Genomic DNA, 23729 nt, shown 5'->3' on the forward strand with positions numbered 1-23729 from the left:
TAATCCATGGGTCGGAAACCTGAAAACGAGCGTGCCACGGAACACCCACTCGAAGTCATCTCCTGCCCCGCGACGGCCAGAAGCGGGATCGGCGGATACCTGAACGGATACCGCGCCGGGCGCGGTCTGCCCACCGATCTCTGCAGGTAGAGTTTCCACCGGGCCGAGAAGCCGTGGTCCGGCGGCGCGGGGAGGGAGCGGCCTTGGAGGCATTGGGTCCGAACGACCCGCCGACGGTTGGAAGTTATCGGCTCGCGGCCGTACTGGGCAGCGGCGGTATGGGACGGGTGTATCTCGCCTTCTCGCCGAGCGGACGCCGGGTGGCCATCAAGGTTATCCGGCCAGATCTCGTCCAGGAGACGCACATCCGTCAGCGGTTCGCCCGTGAGGTGGCCGCATCCAGGGCTGTGAGCGGATTCTTCGCGGCGCCGGTCATTGACGCCGATCTCGACGCGGATCCGCCCTGGCTGGCCACCGCCTTCATTCCGGGCCCGTCCCTCAACGCCGCGATCCATGATGCCGGACCGCTTCCGATGGCGTCCGTGCGAGCGCTCGGCGCCGCGCTGGCGGAGGCACTCACCGCCGTCCACGCCGCCGGCCTGATCCATCGGGACCTCAAACCCGCCAACGTGCTGCTCGCACCCGACGGTCCCCGTCTGATCGACTTCGGGATATCCTCGCTCGCGGATTCGGGGACCCTCACCCATGCCGGCGCCATGATGGGCTCGCCGGGATTCATGTCGCCAGAACAGGTGCAGGGTAAACCGGTCGGGCCGCCGACCGACATTTTCGCGTTCGGCGCGGTCCTCGCGTTCACCGTCACCGGAACCGGTCCGTTCGGCGTCGGGTCCGTGCCCGCGATGCTCTACCGGAGCGTGCATGCTCCGCCGGAACTAGCCCAGGTACCGGACGAGCTGCGGCCTCTGTTGGCCGCCTGCCTGTCCAAGGACCCCGCCAGGCGGCCTGATCTGGCCACCATCCTCAGGGAACTGACCGGCGGGCAGGGCGCCGCGGACATGTTCCCGCCGGGCTGGCTGGCCGCAGCCTTCGCCCAGGCGCCGATCACGATCGAAACACCGCCGCCCCTGATGGGACCGACGCCGGCCCCGCTGGGAACGACGCCCATCCCGCCGAACCCCCCGACCGACAGCCGACCCCCGGGGGCCACTCCATCCGGCGCGCGCGGGTCGGCGGACATGGCGACGCGGGAACAGAGCATCTCCCCCACGCCCATCCCCGTCGCGGGCGAGCCGACGGTCCGCCAGGAACCCGCGGAGCCCGCGCCCTTCTCCTGGGCCCGCACGACTCCCGAGGAACCACCTCTCCAGCCATCTCGGCAACCGCGGCCCAGCCGCCGCCGGCTGCTGATCGGCGCGATCGGCGCGGTGGGCGCGGCGGGCGCCGCCGCCGCCGGAACGACCGCCTGGCTGCTTCTCGACGACGACGCTCCTGCGTCCAGGACCCTGCGCTGGAAATTCCGCACGGTTGGCACCACGTTCTCCCGCCCCCGGGTCGCGGGCGACTTCGTATACGTGTCCAGCAACGACGGCACCTTGTACGCGCTTCGGACATCGACCGGGGCAGCGGCGTGGAAGTACAGGACCAACGCCGCGCTCGGATCGGCTCCCTTCACCCTCGGCGGGGTGGTCTACCTCGGCGCCGACGACACCAATCTGTACGCCATCGACGCCGTCACGGGCCAGCAGCGCTGGGCATACCAGACCGGCGGGATCGTACACACCGCGGTGGGGGGCGGGGGCGTCGTGTATGTCGGCAGCGCCGATTTCCACCTGTACGCCGTCGATGCGGTCGCCGGCACGCTCCGGTGGAAGTTCCCGACCGAGAACGACACGCATTCACCGACCATGGCCGGTGAGACCGTGTACGTCGGCAGCAGTGACACCAATCTTTACGCCGTGGACGCCTCCAGCGGAGAGCAGAGATGGAAGTTTCCCACCTCCGGCGCGGTGTCCGGCATTCCCGCCGTGATGGGCGGAATGGTCTACTTCGGCAGTGGCGACGAAACCCTGTACGCCGTCGACGCCGGCAGCGGGAACAAGGCCTGGACATTCGGCGGCGTCTCCGTCGGTGCCGGGCCGACCATCGCCAATGGTGTTGTCTATATGGGCGGTAATGATCGGACCCTGCACGCGCTTCGCGCCACAAGCGGGGAAAAACTGTGGACGTTCCGCGCCGCGGGGGACGTCAGCGCGCCGACGGTGGTCGGTAACACCGTCTACGTCGGCAGCAGCGATGCCAATCTTTACGCCATCGACGCCGCCACGGGGGCCCAGCGGTGGGCGTACCCGGCCAGCAGCGGAGTGCACACGGTCGCGGTCGCCGACGGCATCGCCTACTTCGGGACCGACGACAACGAACTCTGCGCAGTGCGCGTCGGATGACCTCTTCGCGTGATCACGGTTTTCCCTCTGTGGATACCGTACGGTGCCCGCCGCCGCCCGGCCGGCGACCGGCGGCGAACGGCACCCTCCTGTCCGTGCGCGCGACCGCTTCGCTAAAGTGCCCAGAAGGCGGCCCTTCAGGTCGTTCCTGTTCGGGATCACCCTGTTCCAGTCCACCGTGGTCGTACGTGTCCGGCCAGCCGGTGGACCAGTGCTCGACGACCATTCGGAGCCATCCCGCCGAGAGTCCAGACCTCCCGCCCCCTCCGGTGCCCGCTCGATGTTTCACGGCCTTGCGAGGCGATCACCAAACGCGTTCGGCGACAGCTGTCGAGGCGCGGGGCACTGCCTTCTGACGTAACAAAGCCTTCTGACGTAACAAAGCTCACGTCCCTGTCGGCTCGCTGATTCCGCACCAGGAGCCAGGTGGTCAGGGCGGCCCATGGCGAGGGGGAAGCTATGGCGGTAGCCGGGCGGAAACCCGCGCGGCCGGTGGCGAAGCACGCCCGCCGCAACCTCACGGTGTGGGACGCCTATGCGCGCTGCGCCGAGGCATGTGGACCCCTGTCCGCTCCGCGGGGCGAGAGCCCGCGGGTGGAGTTCCGCTCCGTCGTGCCGCCGGGCCGCCGGTTCGCCCTCACCCTCCTGTTCGCCTTCACCGCGCTGGTGGACCTGCTGCTCATCGGATGGCTGCTGCTGCCGGCGCACGTGCCCGGCCCCGGCGTGATCGGGATCGGCGACTGGCGGCTGACCCTGGCCCGGGTGAGTTTCTGCCTCGTCATCCTCGTCGAGGTCATCAGACTCGTTCAGGTCACTGTCATCTGGATACTCGCCTGGAACGCCAAGGACCCCGTACCGTTCACCCCGCCCCCGGGGCTGCGGGTGGCGGTGCTCACCACGATCGTTCCGTCGAAGGAACCAATCTCCGTCGTGGCCCGGACCCTGCGGGCGATGCGGGAGATCTCCTACCCCGACGGTTTCCTGACACCGTGGATCCTGGACGAGGAGGACGATCCGGAGGTCCGGCGGATCGCGGACGAGCTGGGGATCATGCACTTCAGCCGCAAAGGACGCCCCGAGTACAACCAGCCCAGCGGCGAGTTCCGGGTCCGAAGCAAGTCCGGCAATCACAACGCCTGGCGCGCCGAACACGAGAGCCACTATGACGTGGTGGCCCAGATGGATCCCGACCACGTGCCACTGACCTGTTTCCTGGAACGCACCCTGGGCTACTTCCGCGATCCGGACGTCGCCTTTGTCGTGGCTCCCCAGGTCTACGGGAACATGCGTGAGAACTGGGTGGCGCGCGGGGCCTCGATGCAGCAGTACCTCTTCAACGGCGTGATCGAACGGGGCGGAAACGGCCTGGACGCGCCGCTGTTGATCGGCACCAACCACCTCTACCGCCCGGACGCCTGGCGACAGATCGGCGGCTACCAGGACTCGATCATCGAGGACCACCTGACCAGCATGCGGGTACAGGGCACGGTCAACCCGGCGACCGGAAACCCCTGGAAGGGTGTCTACACGCCCGACGTGATCGCGATCGGCGAGGGGCCGACCACCTGGACCGACTACTTCAACCAGCAGAAACGATGGGCGTACGGCGTCTGGGACGTCAAGCTGCGCCGCCGGGCGAAGGCCGGGATCAGGCTGCGCGCCCGCCAGCGGCTGCTGTACGGAATGGTGCAGTTCTACTATCCGAGCGTCGCCATGAGCCTGCTGTTCGGTAGCCTGGCAACGATCGCCTACCTGATTTTCGGCGCCACCGCGATCAGCCTGCCCGGTGATCCGTGGCTGACGCTGTGGTCAGCGAGCCTGGGCAGCTGGCTCAGCGTTTGGCTGTGGCTTCGCCGATTCAACCTCGCCGATCACGAAAGACGTGAGGCCGGGATATCCGGTATGGCTCTGACGCTGTTCGCCGGGCCGATCTACGTGTCCGCCGCGTTCGCCGCGCTGCTGCGCCGGCCGCTGGCCTACGCGGTCACCGCCAAGGGAGAGCTGCGCAGCAGCGAGTCGCTTCGCACGTTCCGTCTGCACCTCGCCTGGGCAGCCATCGCCGGGGCCCTGCTGGGCGTCAACCTCGCCGTGAACCGCCACTACGCCACCCCGCAGGCCTGGGCGCTCCTCAGCCTCGTGGTGGGGATGTCCCCGCCCCTGATCGCCGCGGTGGGAAGAATCGCCGCGCGCGGTGGGGCCACGACATCTGATGACGTGCCCGCATCCGGTGACCTGCCCGCGGCGGTGCCGCGCATACCCGCGCCCGCCGCCTCGGACCGGGTGGAGAACCAGCTCCTGCTGGCCCCGCGGCTGGCCGAGAAGACTCCGGGCAAGGAAGGCGCGCGGTGAGGCTCGCGGTGCCGCGGGTGCTCGGCCTGGTCCTGGTGCTCGCGCTCGCCGGCTATGTCTTTCGGGTGGCGCCGAACCTGGCCGGAGCCGAGACACCGCCGGCGACGCTGGCCGGCGAGCTGCCAGCGGATCTCATGCCGCCTTCCGCCATCCCGGACCCGGCGGGCCCCGCGACGGTCTTCCCCGACTGGGGAAAGGTCTTCCTCGGCATCATGACCGCCGAGGGAGTCCACGACTTCGGCGCCGCCGCGGACTTCGCCCGGACGACGACCTACCGGCCTCGGGCCTACCAGTTCTCCCAGGGCTGGGCCGCGGACGGTTTCAGTGCCGACGCGCTGGACAAGGTCGCGCGCCTGGGGATGATGCCGATAGTGGCCTGGGAGCCGTGGGACTACACCGTCGTGCCCAAGAACGACAAGCTCCGCGGCGAACAACCAAAATACCAGCTCAGCAGGATCATCGACGGCTCCTTCGACTCCTACATCCGGTCTTGGGCGCGCGGAGTCAAGAAACTCGACTACACGATCGGCATGCGGTTCGCGCACGAGATGAACGGTTACTGGTACCCATGGTCCGAACAGGCGAACGGCAACAAGCCTGGGGACTATGTCCGGGCCTGGCGCCACGTCCATGACATCTTCGCGGCGGAGGGGGCGAGGAACGTCGTATGGATCTGGAGCCCGAACATCAGCTACCAGAACTCCACCCCGCTCGCCGAGCTCTATCCGGGCGACGCGTATGTGGACTGGGTGGGCTTCTCCGGCTACTACGGCACGGCGGGCCTTGAGGCCTACAAGTCCTTCGACGAGCTGTTCGACAGCAGCATCGCCGAGGTCTCGCGGATCACCCCGAAGCCGATCGTGATCACGGAGACGGGCGCGGCCGACGGGGCGGGGCGCAAGGCTGAATGGATCGCCCAGCTCTTCGACTCCCTTCCTCGGCACCCGGAGATCATCGGTGTCATCTGGCAGGAGGCCATGAAGGAGACCGACTGGCGGGTGGCCGTGTCACCCACGGCCGCGCGGGCATTCGCGGCTGGCGCCGCCGATCCGCGCTACGACGTGACCTGGCAGCGAGGGAACAAGCCCCGGTTGACCCTGGCGCCGCTCCGCTGACCTTGACCCTCTGCTGCCTTCGGCCAATCTCGGCGTACGCCGGCAAGGGTCAGGGCGAGATCAGAGCAAGGTCAGGGGGCGACCCGGCGCCAGATGGTCCAACCGCTGGCATCTGGTACCTGCGCGATCTGGCGATATCTCGTCGTGTCATCGAGGATGTCGCGGATCTGTCGGTCGAGCGCCGCGGTAGGACCGTAGCGCAGTACGACGATCTCGAAGTAGCGATCGGTGAGGGCCGCGCGGTAGGCGCCCACACCGGGGATTGCTGCTTTTGTACGCGGGTCCACGTAGTAGAGGTAGTACGTGTTGTCCCACTGACCGGACGCCGTCCGGTCCTCCAGGTAGTAACGCGGTACTTCCGACTCCTCGACCAGATAATGGTCCGAGGGATTGCCGACCTGGGTCCTGAGGAACGCGACAAGGGGGCGGCTGTCCGCCCACTGGCCGAACAGATCGTGCGCGGTCCGTGCGCCGCTGTACAGCAGCACGAGACCGGCCGCCGACGCCAGGAGAATGCCGGGTTTCAGCATCCTCCCGGAGTTGCGAGCGCTGAGCCACGTGACCGCGCTCGCCAGCCCGGCGCCGGCCAGCGGGGCCGCGAAGGCAAGGCCGAAGGCCACATGCTTGTGCAGCGATGTCAGCTCACCAGACCGCGCCTGGAAGATGATCGGGAGAAGAGAGGTGATGAGTAGCAGGCCGGTCAGCGCCGGCCGCTGGCGCCCGACCAGCGGAACCGCCAGGACGGCCACCAGCAGGGTCGGCGCCGCCCACCGGAGACCGTGCTCGAATACGTCGAGCCGGCCCGTGGTAACGAATGGCGTGCGGGAGATGGTGGTCATCATCATGCCGGAGAGCTGCCTGGTGCCGGTGAGCCCCAGCCATACGCCGGCAACGGCCGCCGCTCCGACGGTGCCGCCGAGGGCGAGCCCGGCCAGCCGCACCGACAGCCGGAACTCCCGGCCGCGTGCTCGCCGTGTCGGCCTCCGGTGGCTACCGGTTGCCGACGCGCGCGCGGCTGGCGGCCGCGGCGCCGGAAACGGCGTTCCGGAGGCTTCCGCGCCCCGGTCCGACGGCGATCTCGACGTCCGAACGGTCATGGTGAGCACGATCAGACAGATGGAAGGGACGAACAACGCGACCATGTATTTCGTCGCGACGGCCCCGCCGAGAAGGATGCCCGCGACGGATGCGAGCAGCAGCGCGGTCCTGGTCCGTTCCGCGGCCGCGGCCCGGAGCCCGACGGCCAGGCCGCCGACCAGGAGCATGAGCGCCATCGCGTCGTAGGTGGCGAATCCACCGAGGAAGAGGACCGGTCCCCCGCAGACGAACGCCGCGGCCCCGGCCACGCCCGCGGCCCGGTTGAACAGTGAGCGGCCTACCGTCGCGACGAGGACCGTGGTGACCAGAGCGAAGACCAGGCTGAGCAACCGCGCGCCGGCGAGCCCGCCGGCGCCGTCCGCCAGGGCGCCGAGCGGTGGGTAGATGTACGGGGAGCCTGAGAAGTAGCTGGCGAAGTCGTCGTAGCCCGGTCCTCCGTGAATCCAGGAGTTCAGGATCTGCCGACCGGCGTGGAGGTAGAGCGCCTCATCCTCAAAGGCGGTGGCCGAGAGACCGGTGGCCGAGAGGCTCAGCGAGATCGCCGCCTGAACGGCCAGCACAGCCACCAGCCCGGCTGCCAGCCCCAGGCGGGCATCAACGACGAGTCGCGGCCGCCAGCGGCGCCGGTCGCGGATACTGCCGACCGTCTGTACCCGGTCAGGCTCGGTGGCTGTCATGAGGGAATTCCGCCGCGGCCCCGCCGCCAGCCGCGGCATCCGAGACGAACCCGGACCGCGTCGGCCGCGAGGTCTTTCTCCGGCATCCCGGGAAGGCACGCGGCCCGCGGGATCGCCTCATCCGTGACCGGATCGGTCTTCAAAGAACCCCGCGACGGGCGCCGACGGTGGTCAATCTGGCCCTCCTCCGAACCTGTGGCAGCCAAAGTACCCCAGGATGAGACAGTCCCGCCGCCCAGACTTTAGAACTTCGGGCCGTTGCGTCGCAGCTCCGCCAACCACACGGTGGCGTTCCCGTCGGAGGGAGCGCGCCAGTCGCCTCGCGGCGACAGCGTGCCGCCATAGGTCACCTTGGGGCCGTTGGGCAGCGCGGAGCGCTTGAACTGGGAAAGCTGGAAGAAGCGCTGGAGGAAATCCTCCAGCCAGTGTGTGATCGTCGGCAGGTCGTAGGCGTGCCGGCGGTCCTCAGGGAAGCCGGCCGGCCAGCGGCCGGCGTCGGCGTCGCGCCACGCATGCCAGGCCAGGAACGCGACCTTCGACGGCGGCAGCCCGTAGCGCAGGATGTGGTAGAGGAAGAAGTCGTGCAGCTCGTAGGGGCCGATGCGGTCCTCTGTACTCTGCATCGCGCCCGTCTCCTCGTCGGCGGGTACCAGTTCGGGTGAGATCTCCGTACCGACGATCTCGTCAAGCAGGTGTCCGGTCGCCTCGTCGAACTGCCCGGAGACGATGGTCCAGCGGATGAGGTACTGGATGAGCGTCTTGGGCACGCCCGCGTTGACGGCGTAGTGGCTCATCTGGTCGCCGACGCCGTAGGTGCACCAGCCGAGCGCCAGTTCGCTGAGATCGCCGGTGCCGATCACGAACCCGCCGCGCTGGTTCGCCAGCCGGAACAGGTAGTCGGTACGCAGGCCAGCCTGGACGTTCTCGAAGGTCACGTCGTACACGGGCTCGCCCGCGGCGGCCGGGTGCCCCAGGTCGGTGAGCATCTGGCGGGCCGCGGGGCGGATGTCGATCTCCGCCGCCTCGACGCCGAGCGCGCGCATCAGCGCCCAGGCGTTGGCCTTGGTCTTCTCCCCCGTGGCGAAGCCGGGCAGGGTGAACGCGAGGATGGACGAGCGCGGGATCCCGAGCCGGTCGCAGGCCTTCGCCGCGACGATCAGCGCGTGCGTGGAGTCGAGGCCGCCGGAGACCCCGATCACCATCGTCTTCCCGCCCGTCGACCGGAAACGCCGGGCGAGGCCGTGTACCTGGATGTTGAACGCCTCATAGCAGTCGAGGTCGAGCCGTTCGGCTGTGTCGGGGACGTAGGGAAAGCGACGCTGCCGGCGCTTCAGCCCGACATCAAGCCGGTGCGGCCGGTGCTCGAACTCGACGGTCCGGAACCGGCGCTCGGGGTGGTCCGCATGGATCGCGTTGTCGTTGAACGTCGGGGTGCGCATCCGCTCCAGCCGTACCCGCGCGAGGTCGACATCGGCGACCAGCAGTTGCGGTGTCTCGGCAAACCGTTCGGACTCGGCGAGCAGGTCCCCGAGCTCGTGGATCGTGCCCTGGCCGTCCCACGACAGGTCGGTGGTGCTCTCGCCGGTGCCCGCCGCCGAGTAGACGTAGGCCGCCATCGCCCTGGCCGACTGGGCCGCGGACAGCAGGGCGCGCTCCGCGGACTTGCCCACCACGATGTTCGACGCCGAGAGGTTGGCGAGCAGCGTGGCGCCGGCCATCGCCTGGTAGGACGACGGCGGGATGGGGCCCCAGTAGTCCTCGCAGATCTCGATGCCGACCACCAACTCGCGCAGGTCCGTCGCCGCGAAGATCAGGTCGGTCCCGAAGGGCACCGTCTGGCCGGCGACCGAGATCTCCTCGCCGACGACGCCGGCGCCGGGCGCGAACCAGCGCTTCTCGTAATACTCCCGGTAGTTGGGCAGGAACGTCTTCGGCACCGCCCCGAGGACACGGCCGTGCGAGATCGCCAGCGCGGTGTTGTACAGCCGGCCGCGCCGGCGCAGCGGCGCGCCGACGAGCAGCAGCGGGGCGAGGCCCCGGGAGGCGTCGCGCACCTGCGCCACCGCGTCCTCGACGGCGTCCAGCAGCGCGTCCTGCAGGTGCAGGTCGTCGATCGCGTAGGAGGACAGGCCGAGCTCCGGGTAGACGACGACATCGACGCCGTCCGCGTCCGCCTCGCGGGCCAGCATGATCGTCGCGTCCGCGTTGCGCGCCGGGTCGGCGGTCGCGACCAGCGGGGTCGCCGCCGCGACCCGGACCAGCCCATGGCTGTGGATGGCCCCAAACGCGCGCTGACTCACATCATCTCCAGGTGGTGTCACGGGTCCGGCCCGAGTGCCCGAGCAGCTGGCGGCCTGGCCGGCTCACCTCTATCCTCGCGAGTCTGGCCCGCCGGTCAGCTGCTGGTGTGGCCGGCGAATCGTCCAGGGCGGCCACGAGTCCGCCAGCTGATCTTGAAGCGGAGCGGATGCCGGCGGTGGCTTGATCGCCAATCGTGCCCCGCGGTGGCCGCGATCCGATCTCGTTGACGACCACCAGAGGGCAGCAACGGCGATCAATGCCGGGCGTTCAGGAACTCGCTCCCGTCGAATCACTGGCCTCTTGGCCTCTCGCGCCAGAATCAATCAGGAAAGCGCCGAATGGCCCACCGGCGCCGAATTTGTATTCGCGGCGCGGGCGGTGGCCGCCCAGGTTATGCGAAGAAATATCGGCCTTCATTGGCGGCATGTTACTATTTACCAACAGCCCGCCTCACCAGGCGGATCCCGAGCGACGGGAAGGATAATTCGCCGTGTCCATGGCGAGCAGTTCGGCCCGTGCCGAGGAACCACGGGGCCGCCGGATTCGCCGGGATTTCCTGGCCAGCCGGCGGGATCTCCTGGAAGCAGCCGAAAGATTGCTCGCGAAGCAGGGCGGGCGTTTCAGCCTGATCGAGCTGGCGGCCGAGGCCGGCGTGTCGACAGCCACCGCCTACCGGCATTTCCCGGACGTCGACGCGGCCCTCGACGCCTACTACACGCAGCTCGTCGAGCGCCTGGTCACCCGCATGGAAGCTGTGCCGGCCGGGCCGGACGCGCTGCGCCGGTTCGTCGACGTGTGTGAGCTGTGGGTCCAGGAAGCCGTGGGCTGGGGCCCGGCCGTGGTACACGTCCGGTCCTACCGTGGCTTCCTGCAACGGCTGCGCACGGGCGACCCGATGATCGCACGGCTGTTCGGCGCGCTCGCGCCGATGCTGGCCGCGCTGACCGACGCCGGGGGCATCCCTCCCACCTCCGCCGAATACGGGGTGCTCCTCTGGGTCACCGTGTTCGACGAGCGGGTGGTCGTCGACCTGCACGACAGCCTGGGCTGGCCGGCCGAGCGGATCGCGACGGAGCTGACCGGTAGTGTCCTGCGCGCCCTCGGCCGGCCAGCCGGGATCATCGGCTGAATCGGGATCCAGGCGGCTGGTCAGGCGGCCCGGCCGGCGGCGCCCCCCCGCCCCCGGCCCCCCCGCCCCCCGCGCCGCCCCCCGCGCCCCCGTCTTCTTGGCGCCGGGGGGGGCTGGGGGCCCCCCCGCGCCGCCCCCCCCCCCCGGCCCCCCCCCCCCCCCGCCCCGGTCCCGGCCGCCGTGCCGCCTACCAGCCCGGCACCGCGCGCCCCGCGGCCGACGTGATCATCTCGCTGGTCAGCCCGTCGACGCCGGTCGCGCCCAGGAGCTTGACCGTCGTCGAGATCTCCTCGCGGAACAGCTCGAGCAGCCGTCCGACTCCCTCCTCACCGCCGGCGGCCAGCGCCATGGCCGCCGCCCGGCCGATGACCACGACATCCGCGCCGAGCGCCAGCGCCTTGACGACGTCCCCGCCCCGGCGGACCCCCGAGTCCAGCGCGACCGGCACCCGCCCGCCGAGCGCCGCCACGATCTCCGGGAGCTGGTCGAGCGCCGCCGGCACCGCGTCGAGCTGGCGGCCGCCGTGGTTGCTCACCAGTATCCCGGCGGCGCCGGCCCGCGCGGCCGCCACGGCGTCGGCGCCGGTGAGGATGCCCTTGGCGAGCCAGGGCAGCGGCGAGCCGGCCATCCGCCCGGCCAGCTCGTCCCAGGTCCAGATCGGCTCCCGGCGGACGAACAGCTGGCCGAGGGTGTCGGCCAGGTCGGCCGGGCCGGCGTGCGGGTAGTTGCCGCTGACCACGTCGACGTCGACGTCGAACCGGTTGCGCATGTTGCGCTCCCGCCAGCCGGCGGTCGGGCAGTCCAGGGTGAGGCAGAGGGCGGAGAAGCCCAGGTCGGCGGCCCGCCGCAGCATCGCGGCGAAGTTCGCCGGGTTGCCCATCGGGTGCAGCTGGGCGATCCGGGCCGCGCCCGGGGCCGCCATCGTCACCTCCTCCCAGGAGTACGAGCCGGCCTCCGGGACGATCGAGGCCACCCCGGCCTTGGCGTTCGCCCGGGCGACGGCGAGGTGGCCGTCCCGGTGCAGCAGCCGGTCGGCGCCGAAAGGGCTCGTCATTACCGGCATCGACAGCTCGATGCCGAGGAAGCTCCTGGCCAGGTCCGGCTCGCCCGCGCCGGTCATCAGCCGGGGCAGCACCGACCAGCGCTCGAACGACGACAGGTTCGCCCGCAGCGTCTGCTCGCCGCCCGAGCCGCCGTCGAGAAAGTCCCAGACCGGCGGGGGCAGCGCGCGGCGGGCCGCCTCGTAGATCTCCCCGACCGTGGCGAACCGGTCGGACGAGGTGAAGGAGACGAACGGGTCCGTGCCCGGCTCGGCCTGCGTGGCCGCGGCCGGCGAGGCGCCGGACCGCGTGGCTCCGGCCGGGGCCGAGGCGTCAGCGGCTGTCACGGGTCACTCCACTCCTTTCTGATCAGCTGACGGGACCGTGGGCGGCCGCTCCTGGCGCGCCGCGCGTCCACAGGCCCCCGAAGATCCCCTGTTCCCGGGGGCACCGACGTCGGCGAGCCGGGTCAGCCGGCGAGCAGCTGGCGGTCCGACGGCGCGTCTCCGAGCCCGGAGATGATGTCGACCAGGCCGGCCGGCGTCAGCGCCGCCTTCCGCTGGCCGGCGACGTCGTAGACGACGCCGCCCCGGGCCATCACCAGCAGCCGGTCACCCACCTCGATCGCGTGCCGCATGCTGTGCGTGATCATCAGCGACGCGCAGCCCAGCCGCTGATGCGTCCGGACCGTGAGGTCGAGCACCCGGTCTCGGGTCCGGGGGTCCAACGCCGCCAGGTGCTCGTCGAGCAGCAGCAGCCGGGGCTGGCGCAGTCCGGCCATCAGCATGGTCACGCTCTGGCGCTGTCCGGCGGACAGGAGCGCGACCGGGTCCGCGAGGCGTCGTTCCAGGCCCAGGCCGAGCATGGCGAGGTCGTCGCGCATCGCCGCCCGCCGGCCGCGGGTGATGGCGGGCAGCAGCCGGCGCCGGCGCCCGCGGGCGCCGGCAAGCGCCAGGTTGTCGGCCAGGGAGAGTTCGGGCGCGGTGCCGGCGAGTGGGTCGTCGAACACCCTCGCGACCGCCGCGGCGCGGGCGTGGTCGGGCAGCCGGGTCACGTCCCGCCCGTCGAGCAGCACCCGGCCGCGGCTCGGCCGGTGCGCTCCGGCCACCACGCCCACCAGGCTGCTCTTGCCGGCGCCGTTGCTGCCGACGACGGTGACGAACTGACCGGCTGGGATTTCCAGGTCGACGTGGTCGAGCGCGACGACCTCGGTCGGGGTACCCGGGTTGTGCACCAGGCGGACGCCGTCCAGTCGCAGCATCAGCCCGCCTCCTTCGCCGTCGCCGAGGCCTCCAGGGCGCCACGGGGGTGGCGGGCGGCCGTGCCGACCCGGCCGAGCGACCGACCGAGCTCGGGCAGGTAGCGGTTGAGCGCGACCGCCGCGACCAGGGTGAGCGCGGTGATGCCGGCCAGGTCGGTCGCCTGCAGCCCGGCGCGCAGCGCGCCGACCAGGACCAGCCGGTACAGCAGTGTGCCGACGGCCACGGCGACGAGCACCCGGCCGACCCGGGACGCCCCGCCCGGCCGGGCAATCAGCTCGCCCAGCATCACCGCGCCGACGCCGGCCAGCAGCGTGCCGGTGCCGGTCGCGGAGTCGGCGAAGCCCTGGGACTGCACCGTCAGCGCGCCGGACAGCCCTGCGCTGGCGTTGGCCAACGCCAGGCACAGCGCGAGCGAGCGCCGGTCGTCGACGCCCTGGGCCCGGGCCATCCGGGCGTTGACCCCGGTGGCCCGCAGCGCCAGGCCGATCTCGGTCAGCAGCAGGTATCCGACCGCGGCCAGGAACACGCTGGCGAACGCGGCGAGGATGGCGATGGTGAGCCAGTCCCGGACGCCCGGAGCGAGGCCAGCCAGCCCGCTGAACAGGGTGCCGCCGTCGCCCAGGCTGATCGACGGCCGGCCCAGGACGCGCAGGTTCAGCGTCGTCATCCCGATGCTCATGACCAGACCGGCCAGGATGACCGGAATCCGCAGCGCCAGATGCAGCCCGGTGGTCACCAGCCCGGCCACGGCCGCCCCGGCCACGGCGGCCAGCATCGCCAGCGGCACACCGACGCCGTGGCCCAGCAGCAGGGCGGTGAGCGCGCCGCCGAGGGTGAAGCTGCCGTCGACGGTGAGGTCGAAGTCCTGGCGGATGCGGACCACCAGGTAGATGCCCATGACGACCGGCAGCAGCGGAAGGCCCGCGATCAGGGTGTCGGTGAGGAGGTACCGCATGGCTACCCCATCGCCGCGGGCGGGAGGGCCACGCCGAGCGTGCCCAGCGTCGAGCGGTTGACGCCCCATTCGAGCGCACCCGGCCGGCCGAACGGGGTGTCGGCCGGCTTGGCCCCGTCGAGGACCATCGAGGCGACGCCGGCCGACGCGGCGCCGAGATCGGCGTAGCTCGGGCCGAGGGTGGCGAGCACCCCGGTGGTCGCCGCGTCGCCCGAGGTCAGGTACAGCGGGATCTTGTTCGACAGGGCGACCGCGCCGACCGCGGCGACTCCCGAGGCCACGGCCGCATCGGGCCCGACGAGGATCGTGTCGGTCCGGCCGATGAGGGAGCGGGCGGCGCTCTGCACGTCGCCGGCGCCGGCCACGGTCGCCTCGACCAGTGACATCCCGGGCCGCGCCTTGGTCGCCGCCCGCAGCTGGGCCACCCAGACCTGGCTGTTCTCGTTCGACGGGTCGTAGATCGTTCCGATCCGCCGGGGCTGTGGGGTCACCTTGGCCAGTTCGTCGAGCAGCTTGGCCGGATCGACGAAGTCGATGGTGCCGGTGACGTTGTGCCCCGGGTGGTCGAGGCTGTCCGCGACCTTGCCGCCCACCGGGTCGCCCATCGCGAGCGCGATGATCGGATGGGTCTTGTCCTGCTGGGCCATGGCGATGACGGCCGGGGTACCGATCACCGCGATCAGCGAGGCGTCGGACCGGGCCAGGTTGCGGGCGATGCTCTGGATCAGCGACGGATCGCCGTTCGCGTTGGTGACGTCGAAGCTGACCGGCCGGCCGGCGAGCCTCGCCGCGAGCTCCTTCTTGAACGCCGTCTCCAGCGTGGTGACGACGTCGGCCTGAGCGACCTCGAAGATGCTGACCTTGACCGCCGCCGAGCCCGGGGCCGACGAGCTCTCCGGTCCGGGCGAGCTTCCGCAGCCCGCGGCGGCGCTCACGCCGATCATGCCGATCACGCCGAGAAGCGCGCCCGCCGCCCAGCGGCGGCGCGACGTTCTGATCTTCATCCCACCTCCAGATCTGAGAAGTTCTTCTCAAGTCAGAGTCGGAGCGCTATGTTTCTCGGGAATGAAGATCTATGAGCGCTTGCGTAACGACCTGCTCACATAGGGTGCCTATATCTCGGGTCTACTACCTCGTCGCCCACCGATAGCTTCTCCCCCATTACGCAATGAGCGGGGGGATCATTGCCAACCCCGGCAAGGTTGACCTCGTTCCGCCGCCTGGCATGATCACGATTTCTGCCCTCTGCGGGTCATATCCGCAGCCCCTTCGCGACCACCAGAGGGCGCAAACGGCGATCACGCCAACGGGCCACGCGGCCGCGGCAATGGACGCGGCCACAGTCGCCGGCCCGACCGTGTCAGTCGCCAGTCGCCAGTCGCCAGTCGGCCGACGGCACCGGCGGCGGGTGGTCACCGACGGTCGACACGTTGTCACCCGGCCGCCACGACCTCTCCCCCAGTGACGCGCCGCACTGGAACGCTCCTCGGGAAACGATCCGGCGGGCCGTGGCAACCGGATGGCCGCCCAAAGGGTTAACGCGGCGAAAGCGGGGAACCCGAGGATCATCGTCGCCGACGGCCGGCGCGGTGTTCCTCTCGGAGCACATCCTTGTATGTTCTGGAGCGCTGACATGGGCCTGCGCTATACCCGCCGCCCCCACTACGGTCCTTTTCACGTGAACGTGAGCGAGAACGGGGTGTCATCGGTCACGCTCAAACTCGGACGTGTCTCCTGGCGGGTCTGGTCGAAGAACCGCCGGCGCGGCCTGTCCAGCGTCGACCTTCCCGGCCCGTTCTCCTACCGGCGCGAAAGCTCCCGCCGATAACGATCATCACCGCCGGCCGGTGGGCGTGGCCCGTAACCCAGGGCACGCCCGCCCGCCGGCCGGCGCTCGTAACCGGCCCCGCGCCGTCCTCCCGGGGAGAGAAAAACACGCCGGCCGCTCTCCGTATCAGGCGTGACGGGGCCGCGGCCGCCCGCTGGCGAGTTCTTCGATCTGGGCACGGATGAAGGCGTCGACGGCCTCGTAGTCGGCGGCGATACCCAGATCGACGTCGATTGTCATGATCTGGGTCATGCCTATCATCGCCACCTGCGCGACCAGTGGCGGGCACCGTTCAGGTGGAACTCCGAGGTCGGTGAGCGCGACCGTGAACGCGTCGAGCTGGAGCTGGCGATAACGCTGGTAGTAGTCGATGATCGCGGACCGGATCGCCTTGCGGTGGTTGGCCAGAGCCATGAACTCCATGTTGAACCTGGAGTTCGTCACGCCGGTGTCGCGCAGCTCCCAGAGCTGCCGCAGTGTCGGCCGGGAACCGAGCACCTCCCGCAGGAGCTCCAGGCCCACGTCCGCGCGCCGCCGGAACACCTGCAGAAACAGGTCGTCCATCGTCTGGAAGTAGTAATGCACCAACTGGGGTGTGAGGCCAGCCCGCGCGCCGACCCGGCGCGAGGTGACGGACGCGTAACCTTCCTCCAGCAGCAACCGCTCCGCGGCGTCGAGCAGCTGCTCACGCCTCCCCGACTCCGCTGAAGCAGTCCGACCCTGGCTTACCATCTGTCCTTCATATCGCGGTGCGACGGCTAGTTCCGCACGGTTCACACCGTGTCGTGCCGGTCAGATTATCAGCACCCGTCGATCACCATGGTGACCGGAACGGCCGGGACGGAGGCCCCGGGCACCGCTGGTGAGGACGGCGATCCGGCTCATCGGGCGCCGCCCTCGACGGGGGTGAACTCCAGGTGGAGCTCGGTCAGGCCGCGCAGTATCCAGGTCGGCTCGTACTTGAAGCGCCGCGCCTCGGCCGGGCCGTGGTGCTCCTCGGACAGCCGGATGTCTCGGGTGCGGGCGAGGATGCGTTCGAGGCTGATGCGGCCTTCGACGCGGGCCAGCGGGCCGCCGGGGCAGGAGTGGACTCCCCTGCCGAATGCGATGTGCTGGCGGACGTTCTTACGGTCGACTCGGAACTCGGCCGGGCATTCGAACTGCCGGGGATCGCGGTTGGCGGCGCCGTTGAGCAGCATGACCGGCGTCCCCGCCGCCACATCGACGCCGCCGATGGTCGTGGCGCGCCGGGCGAGGCGGAAGTCGGTCTTCACCGGGCTCTCGATGCGCAGCGTCTCCTCGATGAGGTCCGGGATGAGCTCCGGGTGCTCCCGAAGCTCGTCCTGGACGTCGGGGTGCTCGGCCAGGTATTTCAGCACCGCCCCGAGCAGCCGCGCGGTGGTCTCCTGCCCGGCGGCGAACAGGAACGTGGCGGCCCGGACGACCGCGGTCACCTCTGGGACGCTCCCGTCCGGGTAGGTCGCCGCCGCCATCTGCGTCAACACGTCGCCCCGCGGGTCGCGCCGCCGGTCCTTGATGTACTCGGCGAACCAGCTGTCCAGCCACCCGAGCGCGTTCAGCTCCCCGTCCCGCGAGCCGCCTGCGCCAACCTGCCCCGGGCTCGCGGACAGGCCAAAGCCCACCCGGAACCGCTCGTGGTCGGCCTCGGGCACGCCCAGCACGTCCGCCACCGTCAGCATCGCGAACGGCTGCGCGAACGCGCGGATGAACTCGCACCGACCGTCCGCGAGAAACTCGTCCAGTTGCAGACCGGCGAGCCGCCAGATGAAACTCTCGTTCTCCTGCAGCCGTTTCGGCGTGAGCATCCGCATCACCAGCGCCCGCTCGCGGGTGTGCATCGGTGGGTCCATGGTGACCATGTGCTCGTTCATCGGGATCTGGTCCCGGTAACGGTCGATGATCTCACCGACGTCGTCGCCCTCAAGCGGCACCGGGAACGTCGCGAACGGACCGATCACCGAGTTGCACGACGAGAACGTGTCGACGTCGCGGTACACCTCGTGCGCCTCGTCATAACCCGTAACGGCCACCACGCCGAGGTGGGGCAGCGGGAGCACCGGGCACGCCGCGCGCAGGTCGTCGAAGTAGGAGTACGGGTCTTCGACAAGCGACTCGTCGTTGAAGAAGTCGATGGTGGTCCAGTCGGTCATCCCAGCCGCCTTCCAGGCTTCGGACACGCGATATCCAGGGGTCTTGGGCGGTCGCCAAAACTGCGATTGACGAATTTTTAGCACACGCCCAGCCCGGCCCGCAAGCAGCGCCCGGAATCACTACTCTCACCCCACGGCTCAGCCATGGACTCCGTCCCCCCGAGCCAGCCCGCGCGAGATGGACCGATGGAAGACCCAGGTCAGCGCGCGGAGGTGGTGAACGACCACCCGACCGCGCCGACGCGCATCGGGCCGCCCCGGGCCAGCGGCGAGCGCCGCGCCGGCCCTATCCATGGCACCGGGTGCAGCAACATGCGGCCGCGTGCGAAGATCTGGCGCAGCCGGCGATGAGGCCGGCGCCACCGACTCGCCATGACTCCCGCCCACCGCGGCCGCCGTCGCTTCCACCCGGCCGAACGGGAATGCGATCGCGGTTCGCAACGGTCGGGCTTGCCGACCCGGTGGACATGTGTTAGACACCGGGCGAGCAAATTGGGCGACCGCCCAAGATGGCGTTGGCTGAGGCCGTCATGGTCGGGCCTCAGAGTCAACAGCGCGGCGGTCCGACGTTTCTAAACCGAGTACCAACGCCGTCCCCCTCGCGGCAGAGGAGAAGATTCATGACGATGGCCGGACCTCCCCTGCGGATCGTGCAATGGACGACGGGAAAGGTGGCTCGCGAGGCCGTCAAGGCGATCGTCGAACGCCCGGACCTCGAGCTCGTCGGTGTCTATGCCTTCAGCAAGGAGAAGGTCGGCCAGGACGTCGGTGACCTCACAGAACTCGGACGTACCCTCGGTGTCGCCGCCACCGACGACATCGAGGCCATCATCGCCTTACAGCCCGACTGTGTCGTCTACATGCCGTTGCACCCGGACGTGGATCATCTGACCCGTCTGCTCGGTGCCGGCGTCAACGTCGTCTCCACCGCCGGATTCATCACCGGCCGTGCCTACGGGCCCGAGACGCGCGCCGCGCTGCAGAAGGCCGCCCTCGCCGGCAACGCGAGCCTCTTCGGCAGCGGCATCAACCCCGGCTTCGCCGAGTACATCGCCACGGTGGCCTCGGGACCGTGCCGGGAGGTCAACTACGTCCGGGTCACCGAGTCGTTCAACATCGGGCTCTGGGCCGCGGACGCGAACCAGGACGAGCTCGGCTGGGGCAGCCCGGCCGGCGAGCCCGGCCACGCCGACGACATCGAGAAGGCGACGGCGGTGTTCGGCGACGCGGTCGAGTCGATCGCCGCCCATCTCGGCCTGCCGCTCGACGACATCCGCTGCGAGGTCCAGTTCGCCCACGCGGCCAGCGACGCCGACGTCCCCGGCCGGGCCGTGAAGCGCGGCAGCGTCGCCGGTATCGACGTCCGCTGGATCGGCTCCGACGCCGGCGTCGACGTCGTCGAGGCGCAGGTCCGCTGGACGGTCGCGGCCGACCTCGAACCGGCGTGGGACATCGCGATGGCGTACCTCATCGAGGTGCGCGGCACACCGCAGATCAACCTGCGCGTCGACGTCCTGCCGGCAGACATCTCCACCTTCACGCTCGAGGACGCGTCCGCGATGGGCTCGATGATCACCGCCATGCCGGTCGTCAACGCCATCCCCGCCGTCGTGGCCGCCCCGTCGGGCATCGTCACCTACGCCGATCTGCCGCCGGTCACCTCGCGGCTGAAGGCGAAGCGCTGACGGGAGCGGAAGCGGGCCGCCGAGAAGGGTGAGCCCGCGGCGGGAGTGCCCACGCTGTCGTGAGCACTCTCATTCGAGATTCGAGCAGCGTCGGCACACCGAATCGAGGCGACGATGAACGACAGCGACCCGGGGACGCCAGGCGAGTTACCCAGCCCCCGACGAGCCCGGCCACGTCACGGACGCCCGGGCCCGCCGGCTGCCGCGGGCGGCCCAGAGGGCAGCGAAGACCGGGGCGGGCCTCGGCATCGCCGGCCACGGCGCACGGCGCTGGCCGCCGCCGCGATGGTCACGGCGCTGGCCGCCGGCTGCGCGGTGGCCGGCGGCGGCGCGGGCGGCAGCGCCCGCGCGGCCTGCGACACGCCCGGATACAGCGACGACGAGATCCGGCTGGGCTTCGTCTATCCCGACAGCGGCGCGGTCGCCAGTTCGCTCGCCGCGTCCATGAGCGGCTTCCTCGCGCGGATCGGGCAGGCGAACGCGGCCGGCGGGATACACGGCCGCAAGCTGGTCTACTCCTGGCGCGACGACGTCAGCGCGAGCGGCCAGAACCTGGAGGCCGTGCGCGATCTCGTCGAGAAGCAGGACGTCTTCGGGCTCGTCGAGGCATCCGTGAGCGCCTTCGGCGGCGCGGACTACCTCCGCGCACGCGGCATCCCGGTGGCGGGGATAGCGGCTGAGGCATTCTGGGCGGACCCTCGCTACCGCAACATGTTCGCCTACACGTACCTGTTCACGGACGGCCCGTCCGTCTCCACCTTCGGCGACTACGCGAAGACCCAGGGCGGTACCCGGGCGGCCGTGATCCAGAGCGACGTCACGTCGACCGGAAACGACATCGGGTCGCGGATGAGTGTCAGCCTGGCGGCCGCGGGCATCCCGACTGTGCCCGGCCGCTTCGTCTACAACCCGAGCGTCACCAGCCCCATGCAGCTGGGCCAGCAGCTGCGCGCCGCCCAGGCCGACGTGGTGATCGCCGTACTCGCCGGCAGCAACCTGGCCGAGGTCATGCGCGGTATCCGGGAGGCCGGCGCGCCGGTGAAGGTCGTGCTCGCGCCCAGCGGCTATGACAAGGCGCTCATCGACCAGTACGGCCAGACGCTCGGCGGGCTGAGCGCGGCGGTCACCTACGTTCCCGCCGAGATCGGCGGCCCGGCCCACCAGACCTATCTGGACGCGATGGCCGAGTACGCCCCCGAGCTGCGGCCTCCGGACCAGGAGCTCGCCTTCGTCACCTACATCATCACCGACCTGTTCCTCTCCGGCCTGGACAAGGCCGGCCCCTGCCCGACCCGCGCCCAGTTCATCGACACCCTGCGCGCCAGCAAGTTCGACGCCAGCGGGCTGCTGCCCGGCCCCGTCGACATGACGAAGGACTTCGGTCAGATGGCCCTCTGCTACACCTTCATGCGGGTCAACCCCGCCGGCACGGGCTACGACGTCGTCCCCGACCCGAACGCCGACCCCGCCAACCGCGACCGCTGGTGCGGCCACCGGCTGGAGCACTAGTGATCCTGGGGACAACGGCCGCCGGGTGCGCGAAGGAAGATCATTTTCGCACATCCTTTGGCCCTCTAGGCGGTCGCGTCGTTCCACGCGGCGACCGCCGCCACCGCAGCGCCGCCCACCCCGCGGGTCGGCGGGTGCCCGGGCCGAGGACGCACGATTTGTGATCCACCACGTGGTGCGCCCGAGCGCCTACTTTACGTTTAGGTCCGAGTGACACAGAGTCGCTCCATGCGCTGTACGAGAAGCTCACGCGCCACGACCGGCATGATCATCGCACTCGTCCCGCTGGCGCTCGCCGCCTGCGGCTCCTCGACGAGCCCGCCAGCCGCCGCCGCGCAGACCTCGCTCTCCCCCGCGGCCTCCACCCCGGGCGCGACGTCCACGCCGTCGCCCCTGCCCGCCCTGTCGGCTCCGCCTACGGTCGTGCTCGACGAGTTCACCCGGTACGGCCCGGGCGCCAAGGCCGTCACCTACGACCCGACGCGCGTCCCGGTCGACTCGGATGTCGCCGTCGTGCTGGTGCAGACCACCGGCCAGACCCTCACCCTGCTCACGGTCCGCGGCCTGCCCGCGAACCAGCACTTCGGCGCGCACGTGCACGCCAACGCGTGCGGCGAGAACCCAGAGGCGGCCGGCCCGCACTACCAGAACAAGGTCGACCCCAAGCAGCCGTCGGTGAACCCGGACTACGCCAATCCAAGCAACGAGATCTGGCTGGACTTCACCACGGACGCGACCGGCTCGGCCCATGTGGAGTCCACCGTCCCCTGGACCTTCAGCGACCGGCCGCACAAGTCGATCGTGATCCACGCGCAGCACACCGCCACCGACCCGGGCCACGCGGGCACCGCCGGCGCACGGCTCGCCTGCGTGAACCTCTAGCCGGCACCGCTGGTCCGGTGGCGTCGTCAGTCGGCTTCGGCCGGGTCGCGGGGGGGGGGGGGGGGGGCCGCCCCCCCCCCGCCCCCCCGGCCCCCCCGGCGCCCGGGGGTGGGGGGGGGGGGGGGGGGGGGGGGGGCGGGGGGCGGGGGGGGGGGGGCCCCCCCCCCCCCCCCCGCGGCCCGGCCGCCCGCCCGTATGACCAGCTTGATCGACAACCGGTCCCGTTTGCGTCGGGTTACTCGCCGGCACATGCTTACCGCACATGGACTATCGCGTACTCGGTCGCACCGGCGTGCGGGTCTCCCCGCTCTGCCTGGGCGCGATGATGTTCGGGGCCTGGGGCAACCAGGACCACGACGACTCGATAAAGATCATTAACCGGGCGCTGGACGCCGGCATCAACTTCATCGACACGGCGGACGTCTACTCCGCCGGCGAGTCGGAGGAGATCGTCGGCAAGGCGCTGGCCGGCCGCCGCGACGACGTCGTGCTCGCGACCAAGCTGTACATGCCGATGGGGCCCGGGCCCAACCAGCGCGGCCTCTCCCGCCGCTGGATCGTCGCCGAGGTGGAGAACAGCCTGCGGCGCCTCGGCACCGACTGGATCGACCTCTACCAGGTGCACCGGCCCGACCCGTCGACCGAGATCGACGAGACGCTCGGCGCGCTCACCGACCTCGTCCGCGCCGGCAAGATCCGCTACTTCGGCAGCTCGACGTTCCCGGCGCACGAGGTGGTCGAGGCGCAGTGGGTGGCCGAGCGCCGAGGCCGCGAGCGGTTCGTCACCGAGCAGCCGCCGTACTCGCTGCTCGTCCGCGGCATCGAGGCCGACCTGCTGCCGGTGGCCCAGAAGTACGGGCTCGGCGTGCTGCCGTGGAGCCCGCTCGCCGGCGGCTTCCTGTCCGGCCGCTACACCCGCGACGGCGGCGAGGTCACGAGCACCCGGGCGTCCCGGGTCCCGAACAGGTTCGACCTGTCCGTGCCCGAGAACCGGCGCAAGGTCGACGCCGCCATCGCGTTCGGCGACCTCGCCGCCGAGGTGGGCATCACGCTCATCGAGCTGGCCCTGGCGTTCGTGCTGCGCCATCCGGCGGTGACCTCGGCGATCATCGGCCCGCGCACGATGGACCATCTGGAAAGCCAGCTCACCGGAGCCGACATCACCCTGGACGAGGCGGCCCTGGACCGGATCGACGAGATCGTCCCGCCGGGCGTCACCATCAACCCGGAGGACGCCGGGTGGATCCCGCCGGCCCTCACCAAGCCGGCTCTCCGTCGCCGCTGACGTCACGGCTGGTCGCGGATCGGGCGATGGCGTGGGCCGGG

17 protein-coding genes are annotated in these 23729 nt (G+C 70.6%); 9 read left to right on the forward strand and 8 right to left on the reverse strand.

Going from position 1 to position 23729, the window contains the following annotated elements:
• Positions 1–203: 203 nt before the first annotated feature.
• From QOZ89_RS34250 to QOZ89_RS34260, 3 genes are all read left to right on the forward strand, one after another.
• Positions 204–2402: an outer membrane protein assembly factor BamB family protein gene (locus QOZ89_RS34250; RefSeq protein WP_312627928.1), complete on the forward strand. Its 2199-nt coding sequence runs from the start codon at positions 204–206 to the stop codon at positions 2400–2402.
• Between the two features lie 459 nt (positions 2403–2861).
• Positions 2862–4751, forward strand: a complete 1890-nt coding sequence (locus QOZ89_RS34255; RefSeq protein ID WP_071051910.1) for a glycosyltransferase family 2 protein — start codon at positions 2862–2864, stop codon at positions 4749–4751.
• On the forward strand, positions 4748–5866 hold the full coding sequence (locus tag QOZ89_RS34260) for a glycoside hydrolase family 26 protein (RefSeq protein WP_312627930.1): 1119 nt from the start codon (positions 4748–4750) through the stop codon (positions 5864–5866). Before QOZ89_RS34255 ends, QOZ89_RS34260 begins: the two co-directional genes overlap by 4 nt.
• A gap of 71 nt (positions 5867–5937) precedes the next feature.
• Here the strand turns inward: QOZ89_RS34260 and QOZ89_RS34265 are convergent, their stop codons facing one another.
• Together QOZ89_RS34265 and QOZ89_RS34270 are read right to left on the reverse strand one after the other, a co-directional pair.
• Complete coding sequence (locus tag QOZ89_RS34265) at positions 5938–7641, reverse strand: glycosyltransferase family 39 protein (RefSeq protein ID WP_071051908.1); 1704 nt, start codon at positions 7639–7641, stop codon at positions 5938–5940.
• A 242-nt stretch (positions 7642–7883) separates the two neighbouring features.
• Positions 7884–9941 (reverse strand): NAD(+) synthase, encoded by a 2058-nt coding sequence (locus tag QOZ89_RS34270; RefSeq protein WP_312627933.1) that lies wholly within the window; start codon positions 9939–9941, stop codon positions 7884–7886.
• A 497-nt stretch (positions 9942–10438) separates the two neighbouring features.
• On the opposite strand from QOZ89_RS34270, the gene QOZ89_RS34275 reads away from it, so the two are divergent.
• Positions 10439–11071 (forward strand): TetR/AcrR family transcriptional regulator, encoded by a 633-nt coding sequence (locus QOZ89_RS34275; RefSeq protein WP_312627943.1) that lies wholly within the window; start codon positions 10439–10441, stop codon positions 11069–11071.
• 187 nt (positions 11072–11258) lie between these two features.
• Here QOZ89_RS34275 and QOZ89_RS34280 read toward each other — a convergent pair whose 3' ends face one another.
• The 4 genes from QOZ89_RS34280 to QOZ89_RS34295 all read right to left on the reverse strand — a co-directional run bounded on the left by QOZ89_RS34280 (position 11259) and on the right by QOZ89_RS34295 (position 15332).
• The gene (locus tag QOZ89_RS34280; RefSeq protein WP_312627935.1) at positions 11259–12458 is read right to left on the reverse strand and encodes an alpha-hydroxy acid oxidase; all 1200 of its coding nucleotides are present in this window, start codon (positions 12456–12458) and stop codon (positions 11259–11261) included.
• Positions 12459–12580: 122 nt separating this feature from the next.
• Positions 12581–13372, reverse strand: a complete 792-nt coding sequence (locus tag QOZ89_RS34285) for an ABC transporter ATP-binding protein (RefSeq protein ID WP_071051904.1) — start codon at positions 13370–13372, stop codon at positions 12581–12583.
• Entirely contained in the window at positions 13372–14328 is a 957-nt protein-coding gene (locus QOZ89_RS34290) for an ABC transporter permease subunit (RefSeq protein WP_071051903.1), read from the reverse strand. The genes QOZ89_RS34285 and QOZ89_RS34290 overlap by 1 nt, the downstream gene beginning before the upstream one ends.
• Positions 14329–14330: 2 nt before the next feature.
• On the reverse strand, positions 14331–15332 hold the full coding sequence (locus tag QOZ89_RS34295; protein WP_312627939.1) for an ABC transporter substrate-binding protein: 1002 nt from the start codon (positions 15330–15332) through the stop codon (positions 14331–14333).
• 629 nt (positions 15333–15961) lie between these two features.
• Here QOZ89_RS34295 and QOZ89_RS34300 point away from each other — a divergent pair.
• Positions 15962–16156: a DUF4236 domain-containing protein gene (locus QOZ89_RS34300; protein ID WP_071051901.1), complete on the forward strand. Its 195-nt coding sequence runs from the start codon at positions 15962–15964 to the stop codon at positions 16154–16156.
• A gap of 126 nt (positions 16157–16282) precedes the next feature.
• Here QOZ89_RS34300 and QOZ89_RS34305 read toward each other — a convergent pair whose 3' ends face one another.
• Positions 16283–16888, reverse strand: coding sequence for a TetR/AcrR family transcriptional regulator (locus QOZ89_RS34305; RefSeq protein ID WP_071051900.1), 606 nt, complete (start codon positions 16886–16888; stop codon positions 16283–16285).
• 149 nt (positions 16889–17037) lie between these two features.
• Positions 17038–18327 carry a cytochrome P450 gene (locus QOZ89_RS34310; RefSeq protein ID WP_071051899.1) on the reverse strand — a complete coding sequence of 430 codons (1290 nt, stop codon included), beginning with the start codon at positions 18325–18327 and terminating at the stop codon, positions 17038–17040.
• A 620-nt stretch (positions 18328–18947) separates the two neighbouring features.
• Between QOZ89_RS34310 and QOZ89_RS34315 the strand changes: the two genes are divergently transcribed.
• From QOZ89_RS34315 to QOZ89_RS34330, 4 genes are all read left to right on the forward strand, one after another.
• Positions 18948–20012: an NAD(P)H-dependent amine dehydrogenase family protein gene (locus QOZ89_RS34315; protein ID WP_071051898.1), complete on the forward strand. Its 1065-nt coding sequence runs from the start codon at positions 18948–18950 to the stop codon at positions 20010–20012.
• 114 nt (positions 20013–20126) lie between these two features.
• Positions 20127–21521: an ABC transporter substrate-binding protein gene (locus QOZ89_RS34320; protein WP_083419457.1), complete on the forward strand. Its 1395-nt coding sequence runs from the start codon at positions 20127–20129 to the stop codon at positions 21519–21521.
• A 264-nt stretch (positions 21522–21785) separates the two neighbouring features.
• Positions 21786–22403, forward strand: a complete 618-nt coding sequence (locus tag QOZ89_RS34325) for a superoxide dismutase family protein (RefSeq protein WP_083419456.1) — start codon at positions 21786–21788, stop codon at positions 22401–22403.
• Between the two features lie 262 nt (positions 22404–22665).
• On the forward strand, positions 22666–23688 hold the full coding sequence (locus QOZ89_RS34330) for an aldo/keto reductase (RefSeq protein WP_071051896.1): 1023 nt from the start codon (positions 22666–22668) through the stop codon (positions 23686–23688).
• The last annotated feature ends 41 nt before the right edge of the window (positions 23689–23729 follow it).

It is taken from the genome of Pseudofrankia coriaricola (assembly GCF_032027725.1).
Taxonomy (GTDB): Bacteria; Actinomycetota; Actinomycetes; order Frankiales; family Frankiaceae; genus Pseudofrankia.